General features: G+C 64.7%; 22 protein-coding genes and 1 pseudogene. 7 read left to right on the top strand and 16 right to left on the bottom strand.

Annotated elements, in window-relative coordinates:
- Positions 1–46: 46 nt before the first annotated feature.
- The gene (locus tag ACIBG0_RS29335; RefSeq protein ID WP_397036717.1) at positions 47–634 is read right to left on the bottom strand and encodes a TetR/AcrR family transcriptional regulator; all 588 of its coding nucleotides are present in this window, start codon (positions 632–634) and stop codon (positions 47–49) included.
- A gap of 43 nt (positions 635–677) precedes the next feature.
- Here ACIBG0_RS29335 and ACIBG0_RS29330 point away from each other — a divergent pair, with 43 nt between their 5' ends.
- Positions 678–1,574: an SDR family NAD(P)-dependent oxidoreductase gene (locus tag ACIBG0_RS29330; RefSeq protein ID WP_397036716.1), complete on the top strand. Its 897-nt coding sequence runs from the start codon at positions 678–680 to the stop codon at positions 1,572–1,574.
- A 76-nt stretch (positions 1,575–1,650) separates the two neighbouring features.
- Here ACIBG0_RS29330 and ACIBG0_RS29325 read toward each other — a convergent pair whose 3' ends face one another.
- From ACIBG0_RS29325 to ACIBG0_RS29315, 3 genes are all read right to left on the bottom strand, one after another.
- Positions 1,651–1,821 carry a toxin-antitoxin system HicB family antitoxin gene (locus ACIBG0_RS29325; protein WP_397036714.1) on the bottom strand — a complete coding sequence of 57 codons (171 nt, stop codon included), beginning with the start codon at positions 1,819–1,821 and terminating at the stop codon, positions 1,651–1,653.
- 7 nt (positions 1,822–1,828) lie between these two features.
- Positions 1,829–2,713, bottom strand: coding sequence for an SPFH domain-containing protein (locus ACIBG0_RS29320; RefSeq protein ID WP_397036712.1), 885 nt, complete (start codon positions 2,711–2,713; stop codon positions 1,829–1,831).
- Positions 2,714–2,796: 83 nt separating this feature from the next.
- Complete coding sequence (locus ACIBG0_RS29315) at positions 2,797–4,161, bottom strand: FAD-binding oxidoreductase (RefSeq protein WP_397036710.1); 1,365 nt, start codon at positions 4,159–4,161, stop codon at positions 2,797–2,799.
- A 71-nt stretch (positions 4,162–4,232) separates the two neighbouring features.
- Between ACIBG0_RS29315 and ACIBG0_RS29310 the strand changes: the two genes are divergently transcribed.
- The gene (locus tag ACIBG0_RS29310) at positions 4,233–5,126 is read left to right on the top strand and encodes a LysR family transcriptional regulator (protein ID WP_397036708.1); all 894 of its coding nucleotides are present in this window, start codon (positions 4,233–4,235) and stop codon (positions 5,124–5,126) included.
- A 2-nt stretch (positions 5,127–5,128) separates the two neighbouring features.
- On the opposite strand, the gene ACIBG0_RS29305 is transcribed toward ACIBG0_RS29310, so the two are convergent.
- From ACIBG0_RS29305 to ACIBG0_RS29290, 4 genes are all read right to left on the bottom strand, one after another.
- Positions 5,129–5,881, bottom strand: a complete 753-nt coding sequence (locus ACIBG0_RS29305; protein ID WP_397036941.1) for an amino acid ABC transporter ATP-binding protein — start codon at positions 5,879–5,881, stop codon at positions 5,129–5,131.
- Positions 5,882–5,919: 38 nt separating this feature from the next.
- A complete protein-coding gene (locus ACIBG0_RS29300; protein ID WP_397036706.1) occupies positions 5,920–6,882 on the bottom strand; it encodes an amino acid ABC transporter permease in 963 nt (320 codons plus the stop codon).
- Between the two features lie 3 nt (positions 6,883–6,885).
- Complete coding sequence (locus ACIBG0_RS29295; RefSeq protein WP_397036939.1) at positions 6,886–7,749, bottom strand: ABC transporter substrate-binding protein; 864 nt, start codon at positions 7,747–7,749, stop codon at positions 6,886–6,888.
- A 259-nt stretch (positions 7,750–8,008) separates the two neighbouring features.
- A complete protein-coding gene (locus ACIBG0_RS29290) occupies positions 8,009–9,067 on the bottom strand; it encodes an isocitrate/isopropylmalate dehydrogenase family protein (RefSeq protein WP_397036937.1) in 1,059 nt (352 codons plus the stop codon).
- 104 nt (positions 9,068–9,171) lie between these two features.
- Here ACIBG0_RS29290 and ACIBG0_RS29285 point away from each other — a divergent pair, with 104 nt between their 5' ends.
- Both ACIBG0_RS29285 and trxA read left to right on the top strand, forming a co-directional pair.
- Complete coding sequence (locus ACIBG0_RS29285) at positions 9,172–9,693, top strand: 2'-5' RNA ligase family protein (RefSeq protein WP_397036705.1); 522 nt, start codon at positions 9,172–9,174, stop codon at positions 9,691–9,693.
- A 69-nt stretch (positions 9,694–9,762) separates the two neighbouring features.
- Positions 9,763–10,131 carry a thioredoxin gene (gene trxA / locus ACIBG0_RS29280; protein ID WP_397036704.1) on the top strand — a complete coding sequence of 123 codons (369 nt, stop codon included), beginning with the start codon at positions 9,763–9,765 and terminating at the stop codon, positions 10,129–10,131.
- A gap of 63 nt (positions 10,132–10,194) precedes the next feature.
- On the opposite strand, the gene ACIBG0_RS29275 is transcribed toward trxA, so the two are convergent.
- Positions 10,195–10,629 (bottom strand): 2-keto-3-deoxygluconate kinase, encoded by a 435-nt coding sequence (locus tag ACIBG0_RS29275; RefSeq protein WP_397036702.1) that lies wholly within the window; start codon positions 10,627–10,629, stop codon positions 10,195–10,197.
- Between the two features lie 370 nt (positions 10,630–10,999).
- Between ACIBG0_RS29275 and ACIBG0_RS29270 the strand changes: the two genes are divergently transcribed.
- Together ACIBG0_RS29270 and ACIBG0_RS29265 are read left to right on the top strand one after the other, a co-directional pair.
- Positions 11,000–11,224: a hypothetical protein gene (locus ACIBG0_RS29270; protein ID WP_397036701.1), complete on the top strand. Its 225-nt coding sequence runs from the start codon at positions 11,000–11,002 to the stop codon at positions 11,222–11,224.
- Positions 11,217–11,330 carry a hypothetical protein gene (locus tag ACIBG0_RS29265; RefSeq protein ID WP_397036699.1) on the top strand — a complete coding sequence of 38 codons (114 nt, stop codon included), beginning with the start codon at positions 11,217–11,219 and terminating at the stop codon, positions 11,328–11,330. The genes ACIBG0_RS29270 and ACIBG0_RS29265 overlap by 8 nt, the downstream gene beginning before the upstream one ends.
- 241 nt (positions 11,331–11,571) lie before the next feature.
- Here the strand turns inward: ACIBG0_RS29265 and polA are convergent, their stop codons facing one another.
- Complete coding sequence (polA, locus tag ACIBG0_RS29260) at positions 11,572–14,316, bottom strand: DNA polymerase I (protein ID WP_397036697.1); 2,745 nt, start codon at positions 14,314–14,316, stop codon at positions 11,572–11,574.
- Positions 14,317–14,437: 121 nt separating this feature from the next.
- On the opposite strand from polA, the gene ACIBG0_RS29255 reads away from it, so the two are divergent.
- Positions 14,438–14,854, top strand: a complete 417-nt coding sequence (locus ACIBG0_RS29255; protein WP_397036696.1) for a nuclear transport factor 2 family protein — start codon at positions 14,438–14,440, stop codon at positions 14,852–14,854.
- Between the two features lie 13 nt (positions 14,855–14,867).
- On the opposite strand, the gene ACIBG0_RS29250 is transcribed toward ACIBG0_RS29255, so the two are convergent.
- The 6 genes and pseudogenes from ACIBG0_RS29250 to ACIBG0_RS29225 all read right to left on the bottom strand — a co-directional run bounded on the left by ACIBG0_RS29250 (position 14,868) and on the right by ACIBG0_RS29225 (position 22,001).
- On the bottom strand, positions 14,868–15,878 hold the full coding sequence (locus tag ACIBG0_RS29250; RefSeq protein WP_397036694.1) for a neutral zinc metallopeptidase: 1,011 nt from the start codon (positions 15,876–15,878) through the stop codon (positions 14,868–14,870).
- A gap of 83 nt (positions 15,879–15,961) precedes the next feature.
- The gene (locus ACIBG0_RS29245) at positions 15,962–17,638 is read right to left on the bottom strand and encodes a DUF885 domain-containing protein (protein ID WP_397036692.1); all 1,677 of its coding nucleotides are present in this window, start codon (positions 17,636–17,638) and stop codon (positions 15,962–15,964) included.
- Positions 17,639–17,743: 105 nt separating this feature from the next.
- A complete protein-coding gene (locus tag ACIBG0_RS29240; protein WP_397036935.1) occupies positions 17,744–18,439 on the bottom strand; it encodes an ABC transporter ATP-binding protein in 696 nt (231 codons plus the stop codon).
- 141 nt (positions 18,440–18,580) lie between these two features.
- Positions 18,581–19,537 (bottom strand): annotated as a pseudogene (locus tag ACIBG0_RS29235) (ABC transporter ATP-binding protein); the annotation flags it as partial.
- Positions 19,534–20,970 carry a branched-chain amino acid ABC transporter permease gene (locus ACIBG0_RS29230; protein WP_397036690.1) on the bottom strand — a complete coding sequence of 479 codons (1,437 nt, stop codon included), beginning with the start codon at positions 20,968–20,970 and terminating at the stop codon, positions 19,534–19,536. The pseudogene ACIBG0_RS29235 and the gene ACIBG0_RS29230, both read right to left, overlap by 4 nt.
- The gene (locus tag ACIBG0_RS29225) at positions 20,967–22,001 is read right to left on the bottom strand and encodes a branched-chain amino acid ABC transporter permease (protein WP_397036689.1); all 1,035 of its coding nucleotides are present in this window, start codon (positions 21,999–22,001) and stop codon (positions 20,967–20,969) included. The genes ACIBG0_RS29230 and ACIBG0_RS29225 overlap by 4 nt, the downstream gene beginning before the upstream one ends.
- Between the last annotated feature and the right edge of the window lie 77 nt (positions 22,002–22,078).

Genomic DNA, 22,078 nt, shown 5'->3' with positions numbered 1-22,078 from the left:
CGGCGCGCTCCAGCCTGGCGGCGACCATAACCGCCGGTTTGCGAAGTCAGATACCAGCGGAACGGAATTCATCGAGTAGAGCGGCTCGCGCATCGCCGATGTGCGAGCCCAGATCGCCGCCGATACGCAGCCAGATCTCGTAACCCGCGAAGAAACAGGCCATCCCGACCTTCGCCCACAGCAGCGGCCGCACATCGGTGCCCGCCGCTACGCCCAATCGGCGCGCGAGGTGTTCGGCGACAAGGGATTCCACCGCGTCGCGCTTGGCCAGCTCGCGGGCCTGCAGGGCGGGGTTGGCCGCGATCAGCGCATCGCGGGCGCGCGCGTCGCGGAGGCGATCGGCGAAGCGGTCGACGAGCGGGCCGATGACCGCGGCCATGGTTTCTTCCGGGGATTCGTCGGCCGGGCGCTCGGCCAGCAGCCGGGCCAGTTCCGCGCGATGCTCGTCGTCCTCGGCGAACAGCAATTCGTCCTTGCTGGCGTAGTAGCGGTGCAGCGTGCGCGTCCCGACCTCGGCCTCGGCGGCGATATCCGCGACGGTCACGGCGTCATACCCGCGCTCGACGAATAACCGCAGCGCGGCATCGGCGATCGCCCGCCTGGTCCGCTCCTTCTTCCGATCCCGCAACGACATCCGAGTATTGTCGCACAGCGCGCCATATGGCAGACTCTGCCATATGGCAACAAGTGACAGAACTGCCGTTATTACCGGCGGGACCAGTGGACTCGGCCGCGAATGCGCTAGGGCACTCGCCGCCGATCCCCGGTGGACAGTCATCGTGACCGGACGCGACGCCGATCGGGCCCAAGCCGAAGCCGCCGCCATCGGCGCGCAGGCAGCAACGCTGGACCTCGGCGCACTGGCCTCCGTGGACCACTTCGCCGACGAATCCCGCAGGCGTGGCCTGCCCCCGTTGCACGCACTGGTGTGCAATGCCGGACTGCAGTTCACCCGCCGCAGCTACACCGCAGACGGTGTCGAGGCCACCTTCGGCGTCAACCATCTCGGACACCTCGCGCTGGTCCACGCGCTGCTCGACGACCTGATCGCGTCCGCGCGCATCGTCTTCGTCACCTCGGGCACACACAATCCGGATCAGTTCACCGGCATGCCCGATCCGCTCGATACCGATGTCCGCCAACTCGCCTATCCACCTGAGTCGACCGAACCCGCACAGCGCGACGGCCGTCGCCGCTACAGCACGTCGAAGTTGGCGAATCTGCAGACCACCTACGAATTGGCGCGCCAGTTCGAACCACGCGGCATCACGGTGAACGCCTTCGATCCGGGATTGATGCCGGGCACCGGACTTGCCCGAGATGCCGGGGCGGCGGCAAAACTGTTGTGGCGCACGGTAGCTCGGGGTCTGGTGTTATTACCCGGTGTGAACACACCGCGCCGGTCGGGCGCGGATCTCGCGTGGCTGGTCAATGATCCATCGCTCGATAAGGTGACCGGCCAGCACTTCGTAGGCCGTACCGCGAAACCGTCATCGAAGGCGTCCTATGACCGGGACGCGCAACACGCGCTCTACACCGAAAGTCTCGAACTCCTCGACGAACTCGCGCACTGACACATCGTCGGACCGGATACCGACGATGCCGAGCACCCGTGGGCGTTCGGCATCGTCGCGGCAGAGGGTATTCCGGCTAGTCCCGGGCCGGTTTCGCTTTCGGGCCGCGCCCCGCCTGTTTCAACGCGAGGCGCAGCGCGTACTCGATCTGGGCATTGATACTGCGCAGGTCGTCGGCGGCCCATTGAGCAACGGCCTCGTGGATCGCCGGGTCCAGGCGTAGCAGGATCTTCTTGCGCTCGGCCATGGGCGACTCAGGAGTAGAGCGAGCCGGTATTGACGACGGGTTGGGTGGCGCGGTCACCGCAGAGGACGACCAGCAGGTTGGAGACCATGGCGGCCTTGCGTTCCTCGTCGAGTTCGACGACGCCCTGTTCGGCGAGCCGGTCCAGTGCGAGCCCGACCATGCCGACCGCGCCCTCGACGATGCGGGTGCGCGCTGCGACCACCTGGGCCGCCTGCTGCCGCACGAGCATGGCCTGGGCGATCTCCGGCGCGTAGGCGAGGTGGGTGATCCTGGCCTCGATGACCTCGATGCCCGCCAGTTCGGTGCGGTCGCGCAGTTCGACGGTCAGTTCTTCGGCCACCTCGACACCGTCGCGCAGGCTGGTGGTGTTCTGGTCGTGCGCGTCATAAGGGTGGGTGGTGGCCAGGTGTCGCACGGCCGCCTCGGATTGGGTCGCGACGTACTCCTCGTAGTCGTCGACCGCGAATGCGGCCTTGAAGCTGTCGACCACTCGGTAGACCACTACGGCGGCGATCTCAACCGGATTGCCGTCGGCATCGTTGACCTTGAGCTTCTGGGTCTCGAAGTTGCGCACCTTCAGCGAAATGCCGCGGCGGTCGGTGAGCGGCACCACGGAGTAGAAGCCGGGTTCGCTCACTGAGCCGATGTAGCGGCCGAAGAACTGAACGACCTTGGCCTCGTTGGGATTCACCACGGTCAGTCCAGTGGCCAGCAGCAAGAGCACTATCACGAGCACGGTCGCGATGATCGCGCCGACCAGGGCGGGCACATTGTCGTTGTGTGCGGCCACGGCATATCCGACGACGGCGCCGCCACCGATCAGCAAGGTGAGGACAAACCACGACACCAACACGAGAAAGCCGTTGACGTGGAACGCCGACCGAAGCTTCATGACATCCTCCGAGTATCAAAGTGATATCACGAAGATAGCACCAGAGCGCCCCGGGCAACAGGTGCTCGGGGCGGTCACGGCGGTCATTTACCGGGTGTGATGTTGCGGTTGAAGCGGAACATATTGCGCGGGTCGTACTTCTCCTTCAATGCGGCCAGTCGCGCGTAGGTGTCCGATGCGTAGCCACCTCGGGTTTGCGCCTCATCGGCGGCGGCACCCGCGCCGTAGAGGAAGTTCAGACTGTGGCCAACGGTCCACGGCGCGAGCGCCGCGCGGACTACCGCATGATCCTCGGGCGCGGCGTCACCCGCATCGGGTCCGGGCATGGTGATGACCCGAACGATGTAATCGGCATCCCGGTTGTCCACGCTGATCCCCGCGGGACCACGTCTGCCCAGCGCACCGCCGAGGTGCCGGATATCGACCACCGCCTGGATCGGCGATTCGGGTCCGGTGGCCGCGAGCAAGGCCGACAGGGTTTCTCCGGTGAACTCGCCGAGCAGTGCATTGGTGGCGGCGTAGGCATGCGGGTGGTCGGGATCGCTGTGGATGGTGTGCGATTCGGTGTATGGCATGACCCGCAGGTCATCCTTCAAACGCTCCCCGACCGCGCGCAATGGCGCGACCAGCCGCTCGCCCTCCGCGGCGGATCCGTTGTAGGCGATCCGGATAGATGCGACATAGCGTCCGCGCAGCGGTTCCGGAATCTGCGGAATGGGTGGGAAAGTCATGACGGTGACCGTCGAGGTCAGCTCATCGGGCAACGTTGCGGTCCAGTCCTTCCAGGCTTCCAGTGCCTGCTCGACCAGTGGGGTATCGAAGACCAATTGACCGCCGTAGACGGTGGCGACCGGAACCAAATCCAGTTCCAGCGCGGTCACCACGCCGAAATTGCCGCCGCTGCCGAGCACCGCGCCGAAGAGTTCGTCGCCGGAGGTCAAGGTGCGGACCCGTCCGTCCGCCGTGACGATCTCGATGACGCGCACATGCTCGGCCGCGTAGCCGAATTGCCTTGCCAGTAGGCCCAACCCGCCGCCGAGGGTGTAGCCGACGAACCCGACCGAGGACGAGGAGCCGTTCAGCGGCGCCAGTCCGTACGCAGCGGCGGCCTCGACCAGCGCGCCCGCCCGCACTCCGGCACCGACGCGAGCGGTGCGCGTCTGCGGATCGATTCGGATATCGGTCATCCGGCGGGTACTGATCAGCACACCTCCGTCGGCGGCGACCGAAAGTCCGTGACCGGTGGCCTGAACCGCAACCGGAAGTCCATGCCGCGCGGCGTATTCCACCGCACTGCGCACATCTTCGGCGTGCACCGCGCCGACAACCAGTGCGGGGCGGTGGTGGTACGCGGCCTGGAAACCGGCGATTTCTTCGTCGTATCCGGTGTCGCCCGGGCGGAAGATCGGGCCGGTGAAAGTGTCGATGATCTCTGCGGTGTTTCCCATGCCTTAGACGATGCCGCTCTCCACGCGAGAAGTACAACAGATAGTTCTGCTTGTTCTTATAATCAGCAGTTATGGAACTACGCCAACTCCGCTACTTCGTGACCGTGGTCGAGGAGGCCAATTTCACCCGCGCCGCGGCCCGGTTGCACTTGGCCCAACCCGGACTCAGCGCGCAGATCCGCCAGCTCGAACGCGAATTGGGACAAGAGCTTCTGGATCGCGGCGGCCGCTCGGTGACCTTGACCGAGGTGGGCGCGGCGGTGCTACCGCATGCCAGGGCCGCGCTGGCGGCGACCGAACGGATCACCGCGACGGTGGACGAATTCACCGGACTGCTGCGCGGACACGTCCGCGTCGGCTGCATCTCCGGCGCGGGCGACGAGGAATTCGATATCTCCTCGGTGCTCGCGGATTTTCACGACGACCACCCGCAGGTCGGCATCAGCCTGACCGAAGACACCTCCGAGCGGATGCTCGCGGCGGTGCGCAGCGGTGAGCTGGATATTGCCCTGGTCGGGTTGACCGGCGCGGAGATCGGTGCCGAGATCGGCATCGACGTTGTGCTCGATACACCGGTCGTCGCCGCGGTCGCGCGGGGCGGCAAGAAGTGTGCCTCGATCAGGCTCGAGCAGTTGCGCGACCAACCGCTGATCTGTCTACCGCGCGGCACCGGCATCCGCGGTGTCTTCGATCGCGCCTGTGCCGCAGCGGGATTCGAACCCGATATCGCGTTCGAGGCCGCCGCTCCCCCGCTACTGCTTCGGCTCGCGGCCCGCGGCCTCGGCATCGCGGTGGTGCCCGCGCTGACGCCAGCGGAGGCCGCGGCATTCGGCGTGCGGGTGCTGCCGATTACCGAACCGGAGCTGCGCGGACAACTCGCGCTGGCGTGGCGGCGCGATCGTCCGGGCAGTCCGGCGGCGAAAGTGCTACTCGGACAACTGCGAATCGGCCTCGGCGGGCGCTGAATTCAGAGCAGTCGCGACAGGAATGCCTTGGTGCGTTCGTGTTTCGGGTCGGCGAGCATCTCGCGCGGATTACCCGACTCCACGACCACACCGCCGTCCATGAACACGAGTTGGTCGGCAACCTCACGGGCAAAACCCATTTCGTGGGTGACGACCACCATCGTCATACCGTCGGCGGCGAGTTCGCGCATGACCCCGAGCACCTCGCCGACCAATTCCGGATCCAGCGCCGAGGTCGGCTCGTCGAAGAGCATCAGCTTGGGATCCATGGCCAGCGCGCGGGCAATGGCGACGCGCTGCTGCTGACCGCCGGAGAGCTGGGCCGGATAGGCATTCGCCTTGTCCCCCATGCCAACTCGGTCCAGCAACTCGTGCGCACGCGCCGTAGCGTCCGCCTTACGGATGCCCTTCACCTGGATCGGCGCCTCGACGATGTTCTCCAGCGCTGTCCGGTGCGGGAACAGGTTGAAATGCTGGAACACCATGCCGATATCGCGACGCTGCTTAGCTGCGTCACGCGGATGCAATTCGTAGAGTTTGCCGCCCTTTTCCCGATAGCCGATGAGATCGCCGTCGACATAGAGCCGACCCGCATTCACCTGCTCGAGGTGGTTGATACAGCGCAGAAACGTCGATTTACCCGAACCCGACGGCCCGATCAGACACAGCACATCGCCGCGTCCGACCTCGAGCGAAATACCCTTGAGCACTTGCAGCGCACCGAAGTTCTTGCAGACCCGATCCGCGCGAATCATCGGCTGTGCGTCGGTCGGCTCCACCTTTGTTCGCTCGCTCATTTCGCCTTCACAATAGTCTGAGCGTCGGCCAGTTCCTGCAGTTGCTTGGTAGTCAACTGCCGCGTGACGCCCCGCGAGTAGTAGCGCTCCAGGTAGTACTGCCCGACCATCAGCACGCTGGTGACCGCGAGATACCAAGTAGCGGTGACCAATAGCAATGGAATCGGCTGGAAGTTCACGCCATAGATGTCGCGCGCCCGCCCGTACAAATCGGTACTCAATGGGATCGCCGTGACCAGTGCGGTGGTCTTCAGCATGCCGATGAGCTCATTGCCGGTCGGCGGGATGATCACCCGCATGGCCTGTGGCAGCACGGTCCTGCGCATGGTCTGCGACCACGACATGCCCAGCGCCGTCGAGGCCTCGCGCTGCCCCTCGCCGACGGAATTGATTCCGGCACGGACGATTTCGGCCATATACGCGGCCTCGTTCAACGCGAGGCCGATCACCGCGAAAGCGAACGCGGCCTGCAACCCCTGCACGTCGACCCGGATGAACTCGGGCCCGAACGGCACACCGAGCTGGATCGACTTGTACAGCGACGGGAACAAACCCCAGAACACCAACTGCACGAAAACCGGTGTGCCACGGAAAATCCAGAGATATACCCATGCCACAGCGCGCAACACCGGATTCGGCGACAGGCGCATCACCGCGAGCAACGCGCCGAGCACGATGGCGATCGCCATCGCGAGCACGGTCAGCTCGAGGGTGACCATCGCGCCGGAGGCGATCCGGCTGTCGAACAAGTACTTTCGATAGGTCCCCCATCCGTACGCGGGGTTGGTGGCCGCGCCGTAGATGAAGAGCCCGAGCAGGACGAGGATGATCGCCGCGGCGATCCAGCGGCCCGGCCTGCGTAGTGGAACGGCCTTGATCGGCTCCGGTTCTGCCGCGTCGATCGGCCCGCCGGACCCGGTGTTGTCGCCGGGCGCCGACGTGTTTTCGGATGACGACATCGATCAGCTCTCGGCGCCGTTGATGACCGACTTGGTGATCGCGCCTTCCTGAACACCCCAGTTCTTGGTGATCTCCAGGTACTTGCCGTTATCCATCAGATGCTGGACGGCGGCCTGCAGCGCCTTGCCGAGCGCCGAACCCTTGGGAATGGCCCAACCGTAGGGCGCGGAATCGAAGACCTTGCCCGCCGCCTCGATCTTGCCGTCGCTCTTCTTGATCGCATAGGCGGTCACCGGCGAATCGGCCGACATCGCGTCGACCTGGCCGAGCACCAGCGCATTGGTCGCCGCGCTCTGCTCATCGAACGGCTTCTTATCGATGGCTGGCTTGCCCTCCGCCTCGCACTTCTTGCTGCGCGCCGGAATTTCGTCGGTGTCCTGAACCGTGGTGGCCTGTACCGCGACCCGCCTACCGCAGGCGTTGTCGGGGTCGATCGGCTTACCCGTCTGCTGCGCCCACTGGCTGCCCGCGTTGAAGTAGGTGGTGAAGTCGACGCTCTGTTCGCGTTCCTTCGAGTCGGTGATGGAGGACATGCCGACGTCGTAGGTGCCCGCTTGGATCGCGGGAATGATCTTCTCGAAGGAGGATTCGACGTATTCGGCCTTGACACCGAGGGTCGCCGCGACCGCGTCCATCAGGTCGACATCGAAGCCGACGATCTTGCCGCTCGGGTCCTTGTACTCATTGGGCTGATACGGGATATTGACACCGACGACGAGCTTGCCCGACTGTTTGATCTTGTCCGGGAGCAGCGCGGCGGCCGTGTCGAACTTATCGATACCCTGTACCTTCGCCACCGCGGGCGAGTTGTCCTCGGTGTTACTACAGCCCGACACTGCCAGCACGCCGCCGGCGAGTACGCACATCGCTTGCAGGGCGCGCCTGCCAAGAACCGATCGAACAGACACAGCAGCCCTCCACATTTCGGATCCGAGAAACCCGGGTGTCACCACCCGTTTGGCAATCTAAGCGATCGTGGCGTTTCGTGCTGGACAGTAACGGAAGTTTATCCGTTCTGTGCGGAACACTCCGAGCACAGCAAACACTCAGGCACCGGCGGTGGACCCTACCGGACGGTCCGATGTTCGAATGGGTCGGGTTCCGGGGTGGCCTCGCTGACCCGGGTCAGCGCCGGTGCACCCTGGCACCGACCTGCTCGGTGAATTCACTGGTCGAGGCGAGACCACCCAGGTCGGCGGTGGCGATGCCCGCGGCGAAGGTGGCAGCGACGGCCCGTTCGATGCGTTCGCCCGCGCTCAACAGCGTGTGGTTGTTGTCGCGAATTCCCAGCCAGTGCAACAACATTGCCGCCGAGAGCTGAAGCGCCGCCGGATTTGCGCGATTGTGTCCGGCCAGTGTCGGCGCGGCGCCGTGTACCGCTTGGGCCATCGCCTTGGTCGCCGAGCAGTTGAGCGATGCGGCGATGCCGAGTGAGCCGCTCAGTTCACCGGCGAGATCGGAGAGGATGTCGCCGAAGAGGTTCTCGGTGACCAGCACGTCGTAGTCGCGGGCCGCACGGACCAGATGAGCGGCCGCCGCGTCGACGTGTTCGTCATCGACCTCGACGCCCGGGTAGGCGTTGGCGACGTCATAGCAGACGTCGCGGAATAGGCCCATGGTCATGGGCAGCACATTGGCCTTGTGCACGATGGTGACCCGCTTGCGACGCGCGGCCGCGAGCCGGAAGGCCTCGTGCGCGATCCGCTCGCAAGCCTGCCTGGTGATCAGTCCGACCGCCATCGCCACATCCGGGGTGGGCCGGAACTCACCCGACCCGGCGAACATATTGCGGTCGGCATAGAAACCCTCGCTGTTCTCCCTGACGATCACCAGGTCGATATCGGGGGCGTTCGCCTTGATTCCGGCGAGGGCACGGGCGGGGCGGATATTCGCGTAGAGGCCGAAGCGTTTGCGGATGACGCCGCCGGGTGCGATTCGAAGTTCCGGCGGGTAGGCCGCATTGTCGTGCGGCCCGAGGATCCAGGCGTCGAGTTCGTCGAGGGCCGCGAGCGTCTGCTCCGGCAGCGGATCGCCGAATTCCTCGATGGCGCGCCGCCCCATCGGCAACCGTACCCAGTCGACCGAGGCCGCGCCTACCGCGGCGAGTGCTTCGTCGACCACCGCGCGGGTGGCACGCACCACCTCGGGGCCGATGCCGTCGCCTTCGATGAGGCCTAGACGCATACGCTTCACCGGGCAATCCTCCCGCGACGCAGTTCGCGCACCGACAACCGGGCCGCGCGTTCGCCACCCATCGAGCCGCGCGGACAGCTAACCTCTCGTGCACTATGGTGCAGTCCGTCGAATTGCTATTGGACGATCTGGCCGATGCGGAGATCCGACGGCAGTGGCAACTGCTCGCGGACGCGGGCATCCCGAGTTCGGCCGGTAAGCATGCCGAAACCAATCGGCCGCATATCACCATCGCGGTGGCCAGGCAGATCTGGCCGCGCATCGATCATGCGCTGGACCGACTGAGTTTCCGACCGATTCCGATACGACTGGGCGGCGTGCTGGTCTTCGGTGCGCGCCATCCGATCCTGGTCCGGTCCGTGGTGCCCTCGGAACAGTTGCTCGCATGGCAACGTCGAATCTTCTCGGTCGTGTCGCCGTGTCCCGGCATACCGTCGAATGTGCGACCCGACGAGTGGACGCCGCATATCACACTGGCCAGACGGGTACCGCCGCACCAGCTGGGCGAGGCGATCCACGCCGTCGCCAGGGACCATGATTTTCCGGCGTCGGTGGTGGGTATCCGGCGTTGGGACGGCGATCAACGGCGCGAGTGGCCGGTCGCCCGAGGCGGATAGAGGCACCGCCGGAAGATATATACGGCGCCGGACGTTATAGCTGGCGAACATACGACATGAGAGGACGTCATGGCCACCCAGACGCTGAACCAACAGAATTTCGATGAGATCGTCACCGGAAACGACGTGGTACTCGTCGATTTCTGGGCCGACTGGTGCGGTCCGTGCAAGAGCTTCGCGCCCACCTTCGAGGCCTCCTCGGACAAACATCCCGATGTCGTGCACGGCAAGGTCGACACCGAGGCCGAACAGGGCTTGGCCGCCGCCGCCAACATCCGCTCGATTCCGACCATCATGGCGTTCCGCGAGGGCGTACTGGTCTTCGCGCAGCCCGGCGCCCTGCCGCCCGCCGCGCTGGAGGATCTGGTCACCCAGGTGAAGGCACTGGATATGGAAGAGGTGCGCAAGCAGCTCGCCGAGCAGCAGGCAGATCAGTAAACTGCACCCGCGGGCCGTTCACATTCTGTGGAATGTGAACGGCCCGTTGCGTTTTCGCCTCGCTCAGACGCCCAGCTTGTTGACGCCCGCGATCATGGCGCGGACCGTCGACTCGGCGCCGTCGTCGGCCAAGGCCGCGCCCCAGCCGCGCCTGCCATTGCATTCGCACTGCACGAACGTCGCGGTGCCCGCAGCGGTGCGGCGCTGGTGGAATTGCAGAATTTCGACCGGATAGCCCTCGTCGTAGAGGGCCGAGGTCATCGCGGCGACCGGGCTGCCGGTGGCGATCACCGTGCGCAGGTGGCCGGCGAATTCCAGGGTGGCCGTGAACTCCGCGCTCCGCTTGCCCGCTGGCGACCAGTCACCGACCCGAATCGGGCCGGTGTGCTCGCAATAGCGGTGGTGAAACTGCGCTGGTGTCAGATCGGCGCATTCGGCGCGCAGCGCCTTGGGGGCGGCGGCGATGAACATGTTGGGATCAAGAGTCAGGATGGTCATTGTGCGGAGGTCTTCCCGATGATTGTCTTCTCAATTGACAGAGGGGACCAGCAGTAAGTAGTCAGTAGCCCGCAGCGAGGGGGCCGGTCCGAATCAGACCCCGCTACGGCGGGCTACTACGAGAAGTCGCCGGGTTGCCACCATCGCGGTAAGCGGAATTAGCACTGCGCTGTCGCGGTCTGCGACATGGAGCGCGGCGCTGTGGCGGTCGGCGGGATTCGGCACGCGGATCAGAATAGGACGATCCCGACGCAATGGCAACCATATTCCTCGCGCCGTCGCGCCTACTCGCGAGTATCATCCTCGCAGCTCAGGGGCGTCGCACCAAGGACGGATGGCAAGCCGTTCCCGCGACGGTACTTTCGGTCACATGGGTGCCCTTGTCGCCATGACCATTCCCGGATTGGCCGTCCTGCTCATCGGACTCGCATTCGTCGAGGTGCTGTGGAATCGGCTCACCGGTAGCCGGATACTGCCTTGGTTCAGACACCGCAAGCACACGCCCGTCGCGGCGACCGGATTCGAACAGGTGGCCGCGGCCTTTCAAGGTTCGAAGCATCGAATTCGAGCAGCGGCAGACGGCACTGATGCATAAGGAAGATAAGTCGGATGGGTCCCCGCCGCACGATGAGATCGACCTGCGCGCCGGGTCGGCGAAGCTGGTGCGGCGTCATTCGCAGATGAACGATCCTGCGGTCTGACGTAGTACCCGCACAGTCGCCAAAATTGACCCGGGGACAATTTCACTATCGATCTCTGCCGGAGCAGGATGTGCGCTGGTTGTCGGCGCGACCCCGCAATCGGTGTAACCGGTTGCGGCTCCGCTACTTCCGTCCCAGGTCCAGGATCTATCAGCAGGCCTGCGATACAGGCGAACCGCTGGCCGACGGACGCTGAAATGCATTGCGGCACATCGAAAATCCGGTGTGCCGCAAGCACCGCTCAGTGCGCGGCGGAATCCCAGCTGCGGCCGGTGCCGACGGAGACGTCCAACGGAACCGACAGCGTGATCGCCGAGGACATCTGTTCGCGGGCGAGTGCGTCCAGGGTGTCCCGCTCCCCCTCGGCAACCTCGAAGACCAGTTCGTCGTGGATCTGCAGCAGCATGCGCGAGCGCAGGCCCGCCGCCTTGATCGCCTTGTGCACGTTGATCATCGCGACCTTGATGATGTCCGCGGCGGTGCCCTGGATGGGCGCGTTGAGGGCCATGCGTTCGGCCGCCTCGCGGCGCTGACGGTTGCTGGAGTCCAGATCGGGCAGGTAGCGACGGCGGCCGAAGAGAGTTTCGGTGTAGCCGACCTTGCGTGCCTGTTCGACCACCTCGTAGAGGTAGTCACGAATGCCGCCGAAGCGGTCGAAGTAGACCTCCATCTGCTCCTTGGCCTCCTGCGTGCTGATCTTCAGCTGCGTCGAAAGACCGTAGGAACTCAGGCCGTATGCGAGACCGTAGGACATCGCTTTGATCCGGCGCCGCATTTCTGGTGTCACCTCCGACAGCGAGATATCGAAGGCCTTCGAGGCGACGAAGGTGTGCAGATCCTCGCCGGAGTTGAAGGCCTCGATCAGCCCCTCGTCGCCGGAAAGGTGAGCCATGATGCGCATTTCGATCTGGCTGTAATCCGCGGTCATCAGCGATTGGTAGCCGGGACCGACGACGAAGGTATCGCGGATCCGGCGGCCGGTGTCGGTGCGGATCGGAATGTTCTGCAGATTCGGCTCGGTCGAGGACAGGCGGCCGGTGGCGGCGATGGTCTGGTTGAAAGTGGTATGGATACGGCCGTCGTCGGCGACGGATTTGAGCAGCCCATCCACCGTGACCTTGAGCCGGGTGGCGTCGCGGTGTTCGAGCAAATGCCGCAGGAATGGATGCTCGGTCTTCTCGAACAGCGATTCCAGCGCATCGGCGTCTGTGGTGTAGCCGGTCTTGGTGCGCTTGGTCTTCGGCATATCGAGTTCATCGAAGAGCACCACCTGCAGCTGCTTGGGTGAGCCGAGGTTGATCTGTTTGCCGATCACGCCATAGGCGGCATTGGCCGCATCGGTGACCTTATCGGCGAATTGGCGCTGCAGTGCCTCGAGCTGGTCGGTATCGACCGCGATGCCCGCATTCTCCAATTCGGCGAGCACGCCGAGCAACGGCAGTTCCATATCGTCGAGCAGTGCGCTGGATTCGATCTGGCGCAGTTCGCCGTCGAGTGCCTCGGCCAGGTCCAGAACCGCCCTGGCGCGCAGCATTTCGGTCTGCGCCAGCTCGGCGTCCACGGTGTCGGCATCGTCGAGCAGCGACAGTTGCGGGGTTTCGGCGGTTTCAGCGCGCAGTTCGCGATGCAGATAGCGCAGCGACAGATCGTCGAGGTTGAAGCTGCGTTGGCCCGGGCGGACCAGGTAGGCAGCCAGGGCGGTATCGCTGGTCAGACCGCCGAGGCTCCAGCCGCGGCCACGCAGCGCGTGCATTGCCGCCTTGGCCTCGTGCAGCGCCTTCGGTACGGCCGAATCGGCCAGCCAAGCGCCGAGTGCGACTTCGTCTTCCGGGGTCAGCACGGAGACATCGATGTAGCCGCTTTCGCCGTCCGCGGCGGCGATGGCGAGTGCGCGTGTGTCACCATTGCCCGGCGCGCTGGTGCCGACCACCGAAATGCCATGGCGGACACCGACTTTCGCATGTTCGGCGAGCCATGCGGCGACCGCGCCGACCTCGAGCGCGCCGCCGCTGATCTCGAAGCCGGATTCGGCCTCGGGCTCCGGCGGGGCGAGAGTTTCGAAGAGCCGGTCGCGCAGTACGCGGAACTCCAGGTCATCGAAGAGTTGGTGGATCTTATTGCGATCCCACGGCTGCTGGGCCAACTGATCGGGCGTGTAGGGCAGCGGGACGTCGCGGACCATCTCGGTGAGCTGGCGGTTGAGCACGACACTGCTGAGGTTGGCGCGCAGCGCGTCACCGACCTTGCCCTTCACCTCGTCCACCTTGTCGACGAGGGTGCTCAGATCGCCGTATTCGCGAATCCACTTGGCGGCGGTCTTCTCCCCGACGCCCGGAATGCCGGGCAGATTGTCACTCGGGTCGCCGCGCAGGGCCGCGTAGTCCGGATACTGCGCCGGGGTGAGCTGATATTTGGCCATCACCTCATCCGGGGTGAACCGGGTGAGATCCGAGACGCCCTTGCGTGGGTAGAGCAACGTGACCTCATCGCTGACCAGCTGAATGGCATCACGGTCACCGGAGACGATCAGGACACGGAAGCCCTCGGTGACGGCCTGGGTCGCGATGGTCGCAATCAGATCGTCGGCTTCGAAACCCTCGATCGCCATCACCGGGATGCCCATGGCGCCGAGCACATCCTTGGTGAGTTCGACTTGGCCGCGGAACTCATCGGGCGTGGCATTGCGCCCCGCCTTGTACTCCGGATATGCCTCGGTGCGGAAGGTCTTGCGATTGACGTCGAAGGCCGCCGCGATATGCGTCGGCTTCTCGTCCCGCAACAGATTGATCAGCATCGCGGTGAACCCGTACACCGCATTCGTAGTCTGACCGGTGACCGTCTTGAAGTTCTCCGCGGGCAGCGCGAAGAATGCGCGGTAGGCAATCGAATGTCCGTCCAACAGCAACAACGTCGGCCGCCCACCACCGGCATCACTGGCTGCCACGGGTACGACGCGGGAACGCTGATCAGTAGTCGCTGGGGTCACGCCTGAGAGTCTAGGGAGGCCCACCGACAATCCACAGCCGCGGCACCCCCTTGTGATGCGACGCCAGTGAGCCGTCCGATTTCCGCCAGAAGCGGTTCGCTTCGGCGGCCATGATTTTCCGGTGACCACAACTCGCGCAGCACTGCAGAACTTCTTCGCCGCCGAAGCCGCTTACATCACCGAGGGCGCCAACTTCGATGCGATGGCGATATGCCTGGCCCCCGATGTCGTCATGTACCAGGCCGAGCACCTGCCCTACGGCGGTGCATGGCACGGTCCGGACGGCATCGAGAAATTCATGGCGGCGATGAGCCGGACCTGGGCCTCGCTGGAATTCCTCGAGCAGCGATTCGTGGTGGAGGGCGACACGGTCGTCATCTACAACCGCGGCCGCATGCTGGCCCGCGCCACCGGCCGGACACTGGAGACCTCGGTGATGCAACTGATGACCTTCCGTGACGGGCTGATCGCCGAGATCCGGCCGTTCTATCTGGACACCGCTGCCGTGGTCGAGGTGCTGACCGAAGCGCACGGCTGACAGCAGCACGCACTCATTCCACGTGGGCCGGGGAGCTGTACCAGGTGTTGCACTCCCAGGTATCGCCCTTGTCGGAGCCCCATTTCCACCAGCCCCAGACGTTCTCTTCGGTGCCCTGCATCCGTGGATCACGGGTGGCGTGGCCGCTCTGGACGGTGTGGGATGCTTCGGTCCAGGTTTGTTCATCGATATCGGCGCGGCCGAAGTTGGTGCCGATAAACATGCCGGAGAAGCAGCGGGCTTGCAGTTCCATGCGACGGCTTTGTTCGCGACCGGCGGTGGTGTCCTTTCCGACGGTCGAGCGCTTCTCGTTGTAGGCCTGCATGACGCCGATCAGGTTCTGCACATGATGGCCGTATTCGGTACTGAGAACAGCCAATTGGGCGCCGCGGCGCGACCCACTGGACAGCGGCCGCATGGCGTCGTACGGCAGGACCAGTGTTTCATCGAGGGCGCAGTAGAACGTTGTCGGGCCGTTGCGCAGCCGCTGCACGCATTGGCTTGCCACCTCACGGGATTCGGTGGGCGCGAGTAGCCGCGGTGGATGGAACGGCAATCCGGCGCCGCGCAGCGTCGGTTCCCACGACGCGTCCAGGCAGGCGATCGCGGCCCGATAGAAGGCCCGCGCCGCCTCCGGATCATCGCGCCAGACGGGCAGTTTGCAATCGACCCTGCCGAGTCCGACGTGCTGGGCGAAGAGCGGATGGTCGGCCAGTGCCTGCACCGGGCGGCTCGACGCCGCCGGCATCCCGGCCTGCGATAGCCCGGCCAGCGGCGCGAAGGCGACCGGGGGTGCCCCGTCGCCGATCGGATCCGCCGCCTCGGGCAGAGCACCGGTGAATCCCGGCGTCATCGAATTGTCGGAAACGACACGCGCAGTATGTGTTTCACCGGCGCCAGCGGAATGTCCGGTCATGAGCAGACCCGTCGCGGTGAGCGCGCCGACCACACCGAGCACTACCGAGATCAACACGATGCGATTGCCGCGCAACGGACCGAGCCGAGAGCCGAACGTGCCGTTCATGACCTACCTAGAGAGCTCGATCACCGCACATTCATTGGACTCCCGCCCAGAGCGGCACGCAACTCGGGGAACCGCTCAGGGGGTCACAGTGTGGACACGAGTTCGCGCAGCACGGGAAGGCTGACCGAGCCGGAGCCGAGCACCACATCGTGGAACGCCTTGACGTCGAAATCGGCACCGAGTCGTTCGGCGGCGTGCCGACGTTGCCGACGAATTTCGAGCTGACCGACCTTATACGCCACGGCCTGACCGGGAATCGCGATATAGCGGTCGATCTCGACCGCGATTTCTGCCAGCCCGACCGGTGCGTTGGCCACCATGAAGTCGATGGCCTGCTGGCGGCTCCAGCCCTTGGCGTGGATTCCGGTATCGACGACGAGTCGGCACGAGCGCCAGGAATCGGCCGCCAACATACCGATGCGTGCCAAATCGTCTTCGTACAAACCCATTTCGTCGGCGAGTCGTTCGGTATAGAGCGCCCAACCCTCGACGAAGGCGGTATTCGCGAACGACTGCCGTTGGAACCGCGGCAGCTGGTCGAGCTCGTTGGCGATGGTGAGCTGCAGATGATGCCCCGGAATCGCCTCGTGATAGGCCACCGCCGCTGTCTCGTAGCGGCTGCGGCCGGTGGGTTCGTGCTGGTTGACGAAGTAAGTACCCGGCCGGGAGCCGTCCGCGGCGGGCTGAAAGTAGTACGCGGCGGGCGCATCCGCGGCCAGGAAATCCGGCACCGGGGCGATCTCGCAGGATTCCTTGGGCAGGCGGCCGAACCAGTTGCCCATCTCCGCGACCGCCGCGCCGAGCGCGCGTTGCGCATCGGCCATGATCTCCTCACCACTGACATAACGCAGTTCGGGATCCCGGCGCAGATGGGCGAAGATTTCAGCCGTATCGGCGGTGCCGAACAGCCGGGTACCGATCGCGGCGTACTCCTCGCGCAGCAGCTCCAATTCGGAAAGGCCGAGTTGGTGAATCTCGTCCGCACCGAGATCGGGCAGGGTGGTGTGGCGGCGCAACTGCCGCCGGTAGACGTCCTCGCCGTCGGCACCGAGCCAGCACAGCCCGCATTTGTCGTCGGGACGGGCGGCGGGCAGCAGTTCGTCGGCCAGGACGTCTCGATAGCGTTGGAAGGCAGGGCGGATCACCGCACGCGCGACCTCGGTGAGTTCGGCACGCCAGGCGGCCGCACCATCCCAGTCCATCGGCCCGGCGAATGTGGCGAACGGATCGGTGGCGATATCGGAGGCCAGATAGCCGTCGAGTTGGTTGAGCGAGCGTTCGATGGTGATGCGCGCGGGTGCGCGGCCCGCCGCCAAACCGTTGCGGAACTGCTGGACCGCTTGGTCGAGCAGCGTGTCGAACTGGCGATGGCGCCGCACAAGGGCGCGCGCGTGTTCGGGCTCCAGCGCCTTGATCTGGGGCGCCATCATGAGCATTCTGGCGTGCACGCCGTCCATCTGCTCCGACGCCAGTTCGGTCGGCCGCCACGCCAGATTGTCGATGGCCGAATCCAATTCGGTGCGCAGCAGACTGCGCGTGACCCGATCGGTTCCGTCCAGTTCTTCGGCGTCGAGGCCGTCGACCTGATCGCGCAACTCACGCAAGGTCGCCAGCAGCCGCTGCTCGGCTTCGGGCGAAAGATCCTCGACGCGGTCGTCGAAGCGGTGGTCGCCGAGCAGAGTGGCTGTGCTCGGCGACGCCGCCAGCACGCTGTCCCAGTAGCGGTCGGCCAGATTCGTCAGTTCGTCATGCCCGTCCACAGCGCCATTCCTCCGGTAGTGGTCGTTGGGCGCGCCAGCGACCAACACTGGCCAGCGCGCACATCCCGCCATAATGCCTCGAGGCGGCCACGGACGGTCCGACTTCTAGCCCACCCCCAGGTAGGCCGACTTCACGGCAGGATCAGTGAGCAGATCCCCGCCGATACCGCTCTTGGTGACCTCACCGGTCTCCAGGATGTAGGCGCGGTCGCTGCGGGTCAGCGCCTGCTGGGCATTCTGCTCGACCAACAGTACGGTGGTGCCCTGCTGGTTGATCTCGCTGATGATCCGGAAGATTTGCTGAATCACCATGGGCGCCAACCCCATCGACGGTTCGTCGAGCAGCAGCAGGCGCGGGCGGGCCATCAGTGAGCGGCCGATGGCCAGCATCTGCTGCTCACCGCCGGAGAGCGTGCCGCCGACCTGTTTGCGTCGCTCGGAGAGCCGAGGGAACAGCTCGAAAACCCACTCCAGCGTCTGGCCGTACTCCGCCTTCTGCTTGAAAGCCCTTCCATAGCAACCCATATCGAGGTTTTCCTGGACCGTCATACCGGGGAAGACGCCTCGGCCCTCGGGTGCCTGGATCAACCCGTGCGTGACCCGCTCGTGCGCCTTCATCTGGGTGATATCGCGGCCTTCGAATCTGATCTTGCCGCCGGTCAGCGGTAGCAAGCCGGACAGCGCACGCATGGTGGTGGTCTTACCGGCGCCGTTTGCGCCGAGCAGGGTCACCAGCTCACCCTCCGCGACTCGCAGCGATACCCCGTGCAGCGCTTGAATTCTGCCGTAATTGACGACCATATCGTCGACCTCGAGCAGCGGCGGCGCTTCGCTGAAGTCGCGCGGCTGCGCCTTGTTGTGCTCGTCACCGGCCGGGGCGGGCTCGTCGGCGGGCTTTTCCGGTTCAACCACTTCGGTTACGGCGGTGGGCTTTTCGGCCGCCGCGGCTTCGGCATCGGGCACACCCAGATACGCCGCGATCACATCCGGGTTGTCGCGGATCTCCGCGGGCAACCCGTCGGCGATCTTGCGACCGAACTCCAGCACCACGATCCGGTCCGTGACACCCATCACCAGGCGCATATCGTGCTCGATCAGCAGCACGGTGAACCCGTCGTCGCGGATCTTGCGGATCAGATCCATCAGCGCCGATTTCTCGCTCGGGTTGAACCCTGCGGCTGGTTCGTCCAAGCAGAGCAGTTTCGGCTCGGTGGCCAGCGCGCGGGCGATCTCCAATCGGCGCTGATCGCCATAGGAGAGATTGCGCGCCTTCTCCACCGCCCGCGGTGCGATACCGACGAACTCGAGCAGGGCCATGCCGCGCTCGATCGCGTCCTTTTCTTCGCTGCGGTGCCGCGGCGTGCGGAAAATAGCACCGGGCACCGAGGTCTTATGCCTGGCGTCGGTGCCGACCACCACGTTCTCCAGCGCGGTCATCTCGCCGAAGAGCCGCACATTTTGGAAGGTGCGGGCGATTCCGAGTCGGGTGATCTCGTTGCGCTTGGTCTTCGTCAGCGGCTTACCGTCGAAATACACCAGACCCGAGGCCGGTTTGTAGACACCGGTAATGGCGTTGAAGCAGGTCGTCTTGCCCGCGCCATTCGGCCCGATCAGCCCGAGAATTTCGCCGCGGCGGATCTCGAAGCTGACCTTGTCCAGAGCGGTCAGACCACCGAACTTCACCGTCAGCTCATCGGTGCGCAGCAGCGGCTCACCAACAGCGGTCTCGATTTCGCGATGCGGCGCAACCACATCCGCGACGACCTCGGCATCGGCGAGCACCGGCATCACGGCGGTGACGTCGACTTCGCCCGCGCTCTCGACCTCGGGCGGCGCCGCATAGCCTGCCGCCATATCCTCGTTGTCGAACAACGCGTCACCCGCGCCCGGCCCGGTCATCGTTGCGCTCCGATCAGTTCACGCTCACCCGGTTTACGCACGGCCTGATACACCTGCCTACCGAAGGTCAACAGTTTCTGCCGCACCGGGAACAGACCCTGTGGCCGCAGAATCATCATGACCACCAAGGTAATTCCGAAGTACATGTATTTGAGGTCACCGAGGGACTGCGCACCGCCGACGCGGAACAGCAACACGCTGCCGAGCAGCAGTGCCCCCATGACACCGGTGACAACCATGCCGATAATGCAGGCACGCCGCAGCCACACGCCCAAACTGTCGCCCTTGTATTTCCATACGAGGACCAGCCCGACGAAGACCAGCACGTCGATGGCCAACAGGATGTATCCGGTGGACTCATTGCTCACCAATTTCACCGACTGCAGCCGCGCGGGCAGATAGGCGATGATGAACGCGCCGAAGATGACTCCGAGCTTATTGCCCTGACCACCGATGACGACCGCGCACAGGAACAGCATCGAATTGATGATGTTGAACCCGGTCGGGTTGATGAACTGCACTTGACCGGCATAGATCGCACCGGACATGCCGCCGACGGCAGCGCCGATCAGGAAGGCCCACAGCTTGAATTTGAAGGTCGGCACGCCCATGATCTCGGCGGCGTCCTCATCCTCGCGGATGGCCACCCAGGCGCGCCCGACCCGGCTGCGTTCCAGATTGCCGACAATGAGCAGCACGATGATCACCAGCACCATCGCGAACCAATACCACCAGGTGCCGTAACTGGCCCGGTCGAGCAGATTGGCACTGTCGGCATTGCCGCTGTTACCGCCGGAGAAGACACCCTCCGGCTTGCTGTCGGACGCACCGACGTGCGGGAATGCGACACCCGAAAGACCCAGGCTGCCATTGGTGATATCGGAGAGATTGTCGGCGAGCAGTCGCACGATCTCACCGAATCCGAGAGTGACGATCGCCAGATAGTCACCGCGCAGCCGCAGGGTCGGGGTACCGAGGATGATGCCGGAAATGGCCGTGACCGCGACCGCGATCGGCAGGCAGGCCATCCAGGCCCAGGTCGGATTCAGCCAGCCACCGTCGGTCTGATTCCACGGACTATTCGGGCTGGTGAGCAGGCCGACCGTATACGCGCCGATGGCGTAGAAGCCGACGTAGCCGAGATCGAGCAGACCTGCCTGTCCGACAACGACATTCAGACCGATAGCGATCAGCGCATACATCGCGACCTGCGCCATGACCAGACCGAAGTTGTAGCCGGGGGTATCCAGCAGCGGCGGTGGGAACAGCGGAAGCAGTGCGAGCAGAACGAGTATCGGCACGCCGACACCCCATTGCGCGGGACGACTCAGGCCGTCCCACCAGGTCCGAATCGAATCTCCGACACCGTGTCGCGGCGCGGCCGCCGTGGGTGTCTCGGGTACGGAGTCAGGGGTTTTGGTCGAGTCGGTCATGCGCGGGCCCTCCCGAGACTTTCACCGAGGATGCCGGTCGGGCGCACCATCAGCACCAGCACCAGCACGACGAACGCGACGACATCGCGCCACTCCGAACCGAGCAGCGATTGGCCGTACTGTTCCACCACACCGAGCAGGATGCCGCCGAGCAATGCGCCGCGCAGATTGCCGATGCCACCGAGCACCGCGGCGCTGAATGCCTTGATGCCGAGAATGAATCCGCCGGAGTAAATGATGCCCTGCGGAATTTTGATCGCGTACAGCAGCGCGGCCGCACCGGCGAGCACACCGCCGATGAAGAAGGTCAACATGATGACCCGCTCCCGCGAAACGCCCATCAGCGTCGCGGTGTCGGGATCCTGGGCGACGGCGCGGATGCCGCGCCCGAATTTGGTCCGATTGATCAGCACCTCGGTCACGATCGCCAGCGCGATCGCCGCGAGCACGATCAGCAGTTTGATGTTGTCGACCTCGGCGCCGAAAAAGCTGAACTGCACGCTCGGCTCGACCAGTTTGACCGGCTGCTGCGCATTGGTGCCGCCGAGTTTGGGATTGATCTTCGGCAGGATGAAGTGCACGAATTCCTGGAGCACGAACGACATACCGATCGCCGTGATGAGGAAGCTCAGCGGTTTGGCCCCGCGTTTACGCAATGGCCGATAGGCCACGCGCTCCAATCCGACCGCGGCGCCGCCGGATACCAGCATGCCGATGATCATCGCCAATGCGAGATAGATAACGGTCAGGATGATGCCCTGGGTGTAGACATCGGGATTCGCCACGAATCCGAACAGCATGAGCCCGACCAATTGACCGAACATGCCGAGCATGAATATTTCCGAATGGGCGAAATTGATCAGCCGCAATACGCCGTAGACCAGGGTATAGCCCACGGCGACCAAGGCATAGATTGAGCCGTAGGTCACCCCGTCGACGGTCAGTCGCCAGAAGTTATCGATCACTCCGTGGTAGTTGAAGTCGATCGAGCCGGCGAGTTGTGCTGCACCGGCCAATGCCGTTGATGTCATTCGTCTTTTGCCCTCATTGAATTCGCCCACCCGACACGGCGGCACGTACGGGGATTCGCACGAACCCCTGTACGTGC

The organism is Nocardia sp. NPDC050630 (genome assembly GCF_044457245.1).
Taxonomy (GTDB): domain Bacteria; phylum Actinomycetota; class Actinomycetes; order Mycobacteriales; family Mycobacteriaceae; genus Nocardia.
The sequence above is the reverse complement of the archived record's forward strand: the minus strand, read 5'-3'. Positions and strand labels throughout refer to the sequence as shown.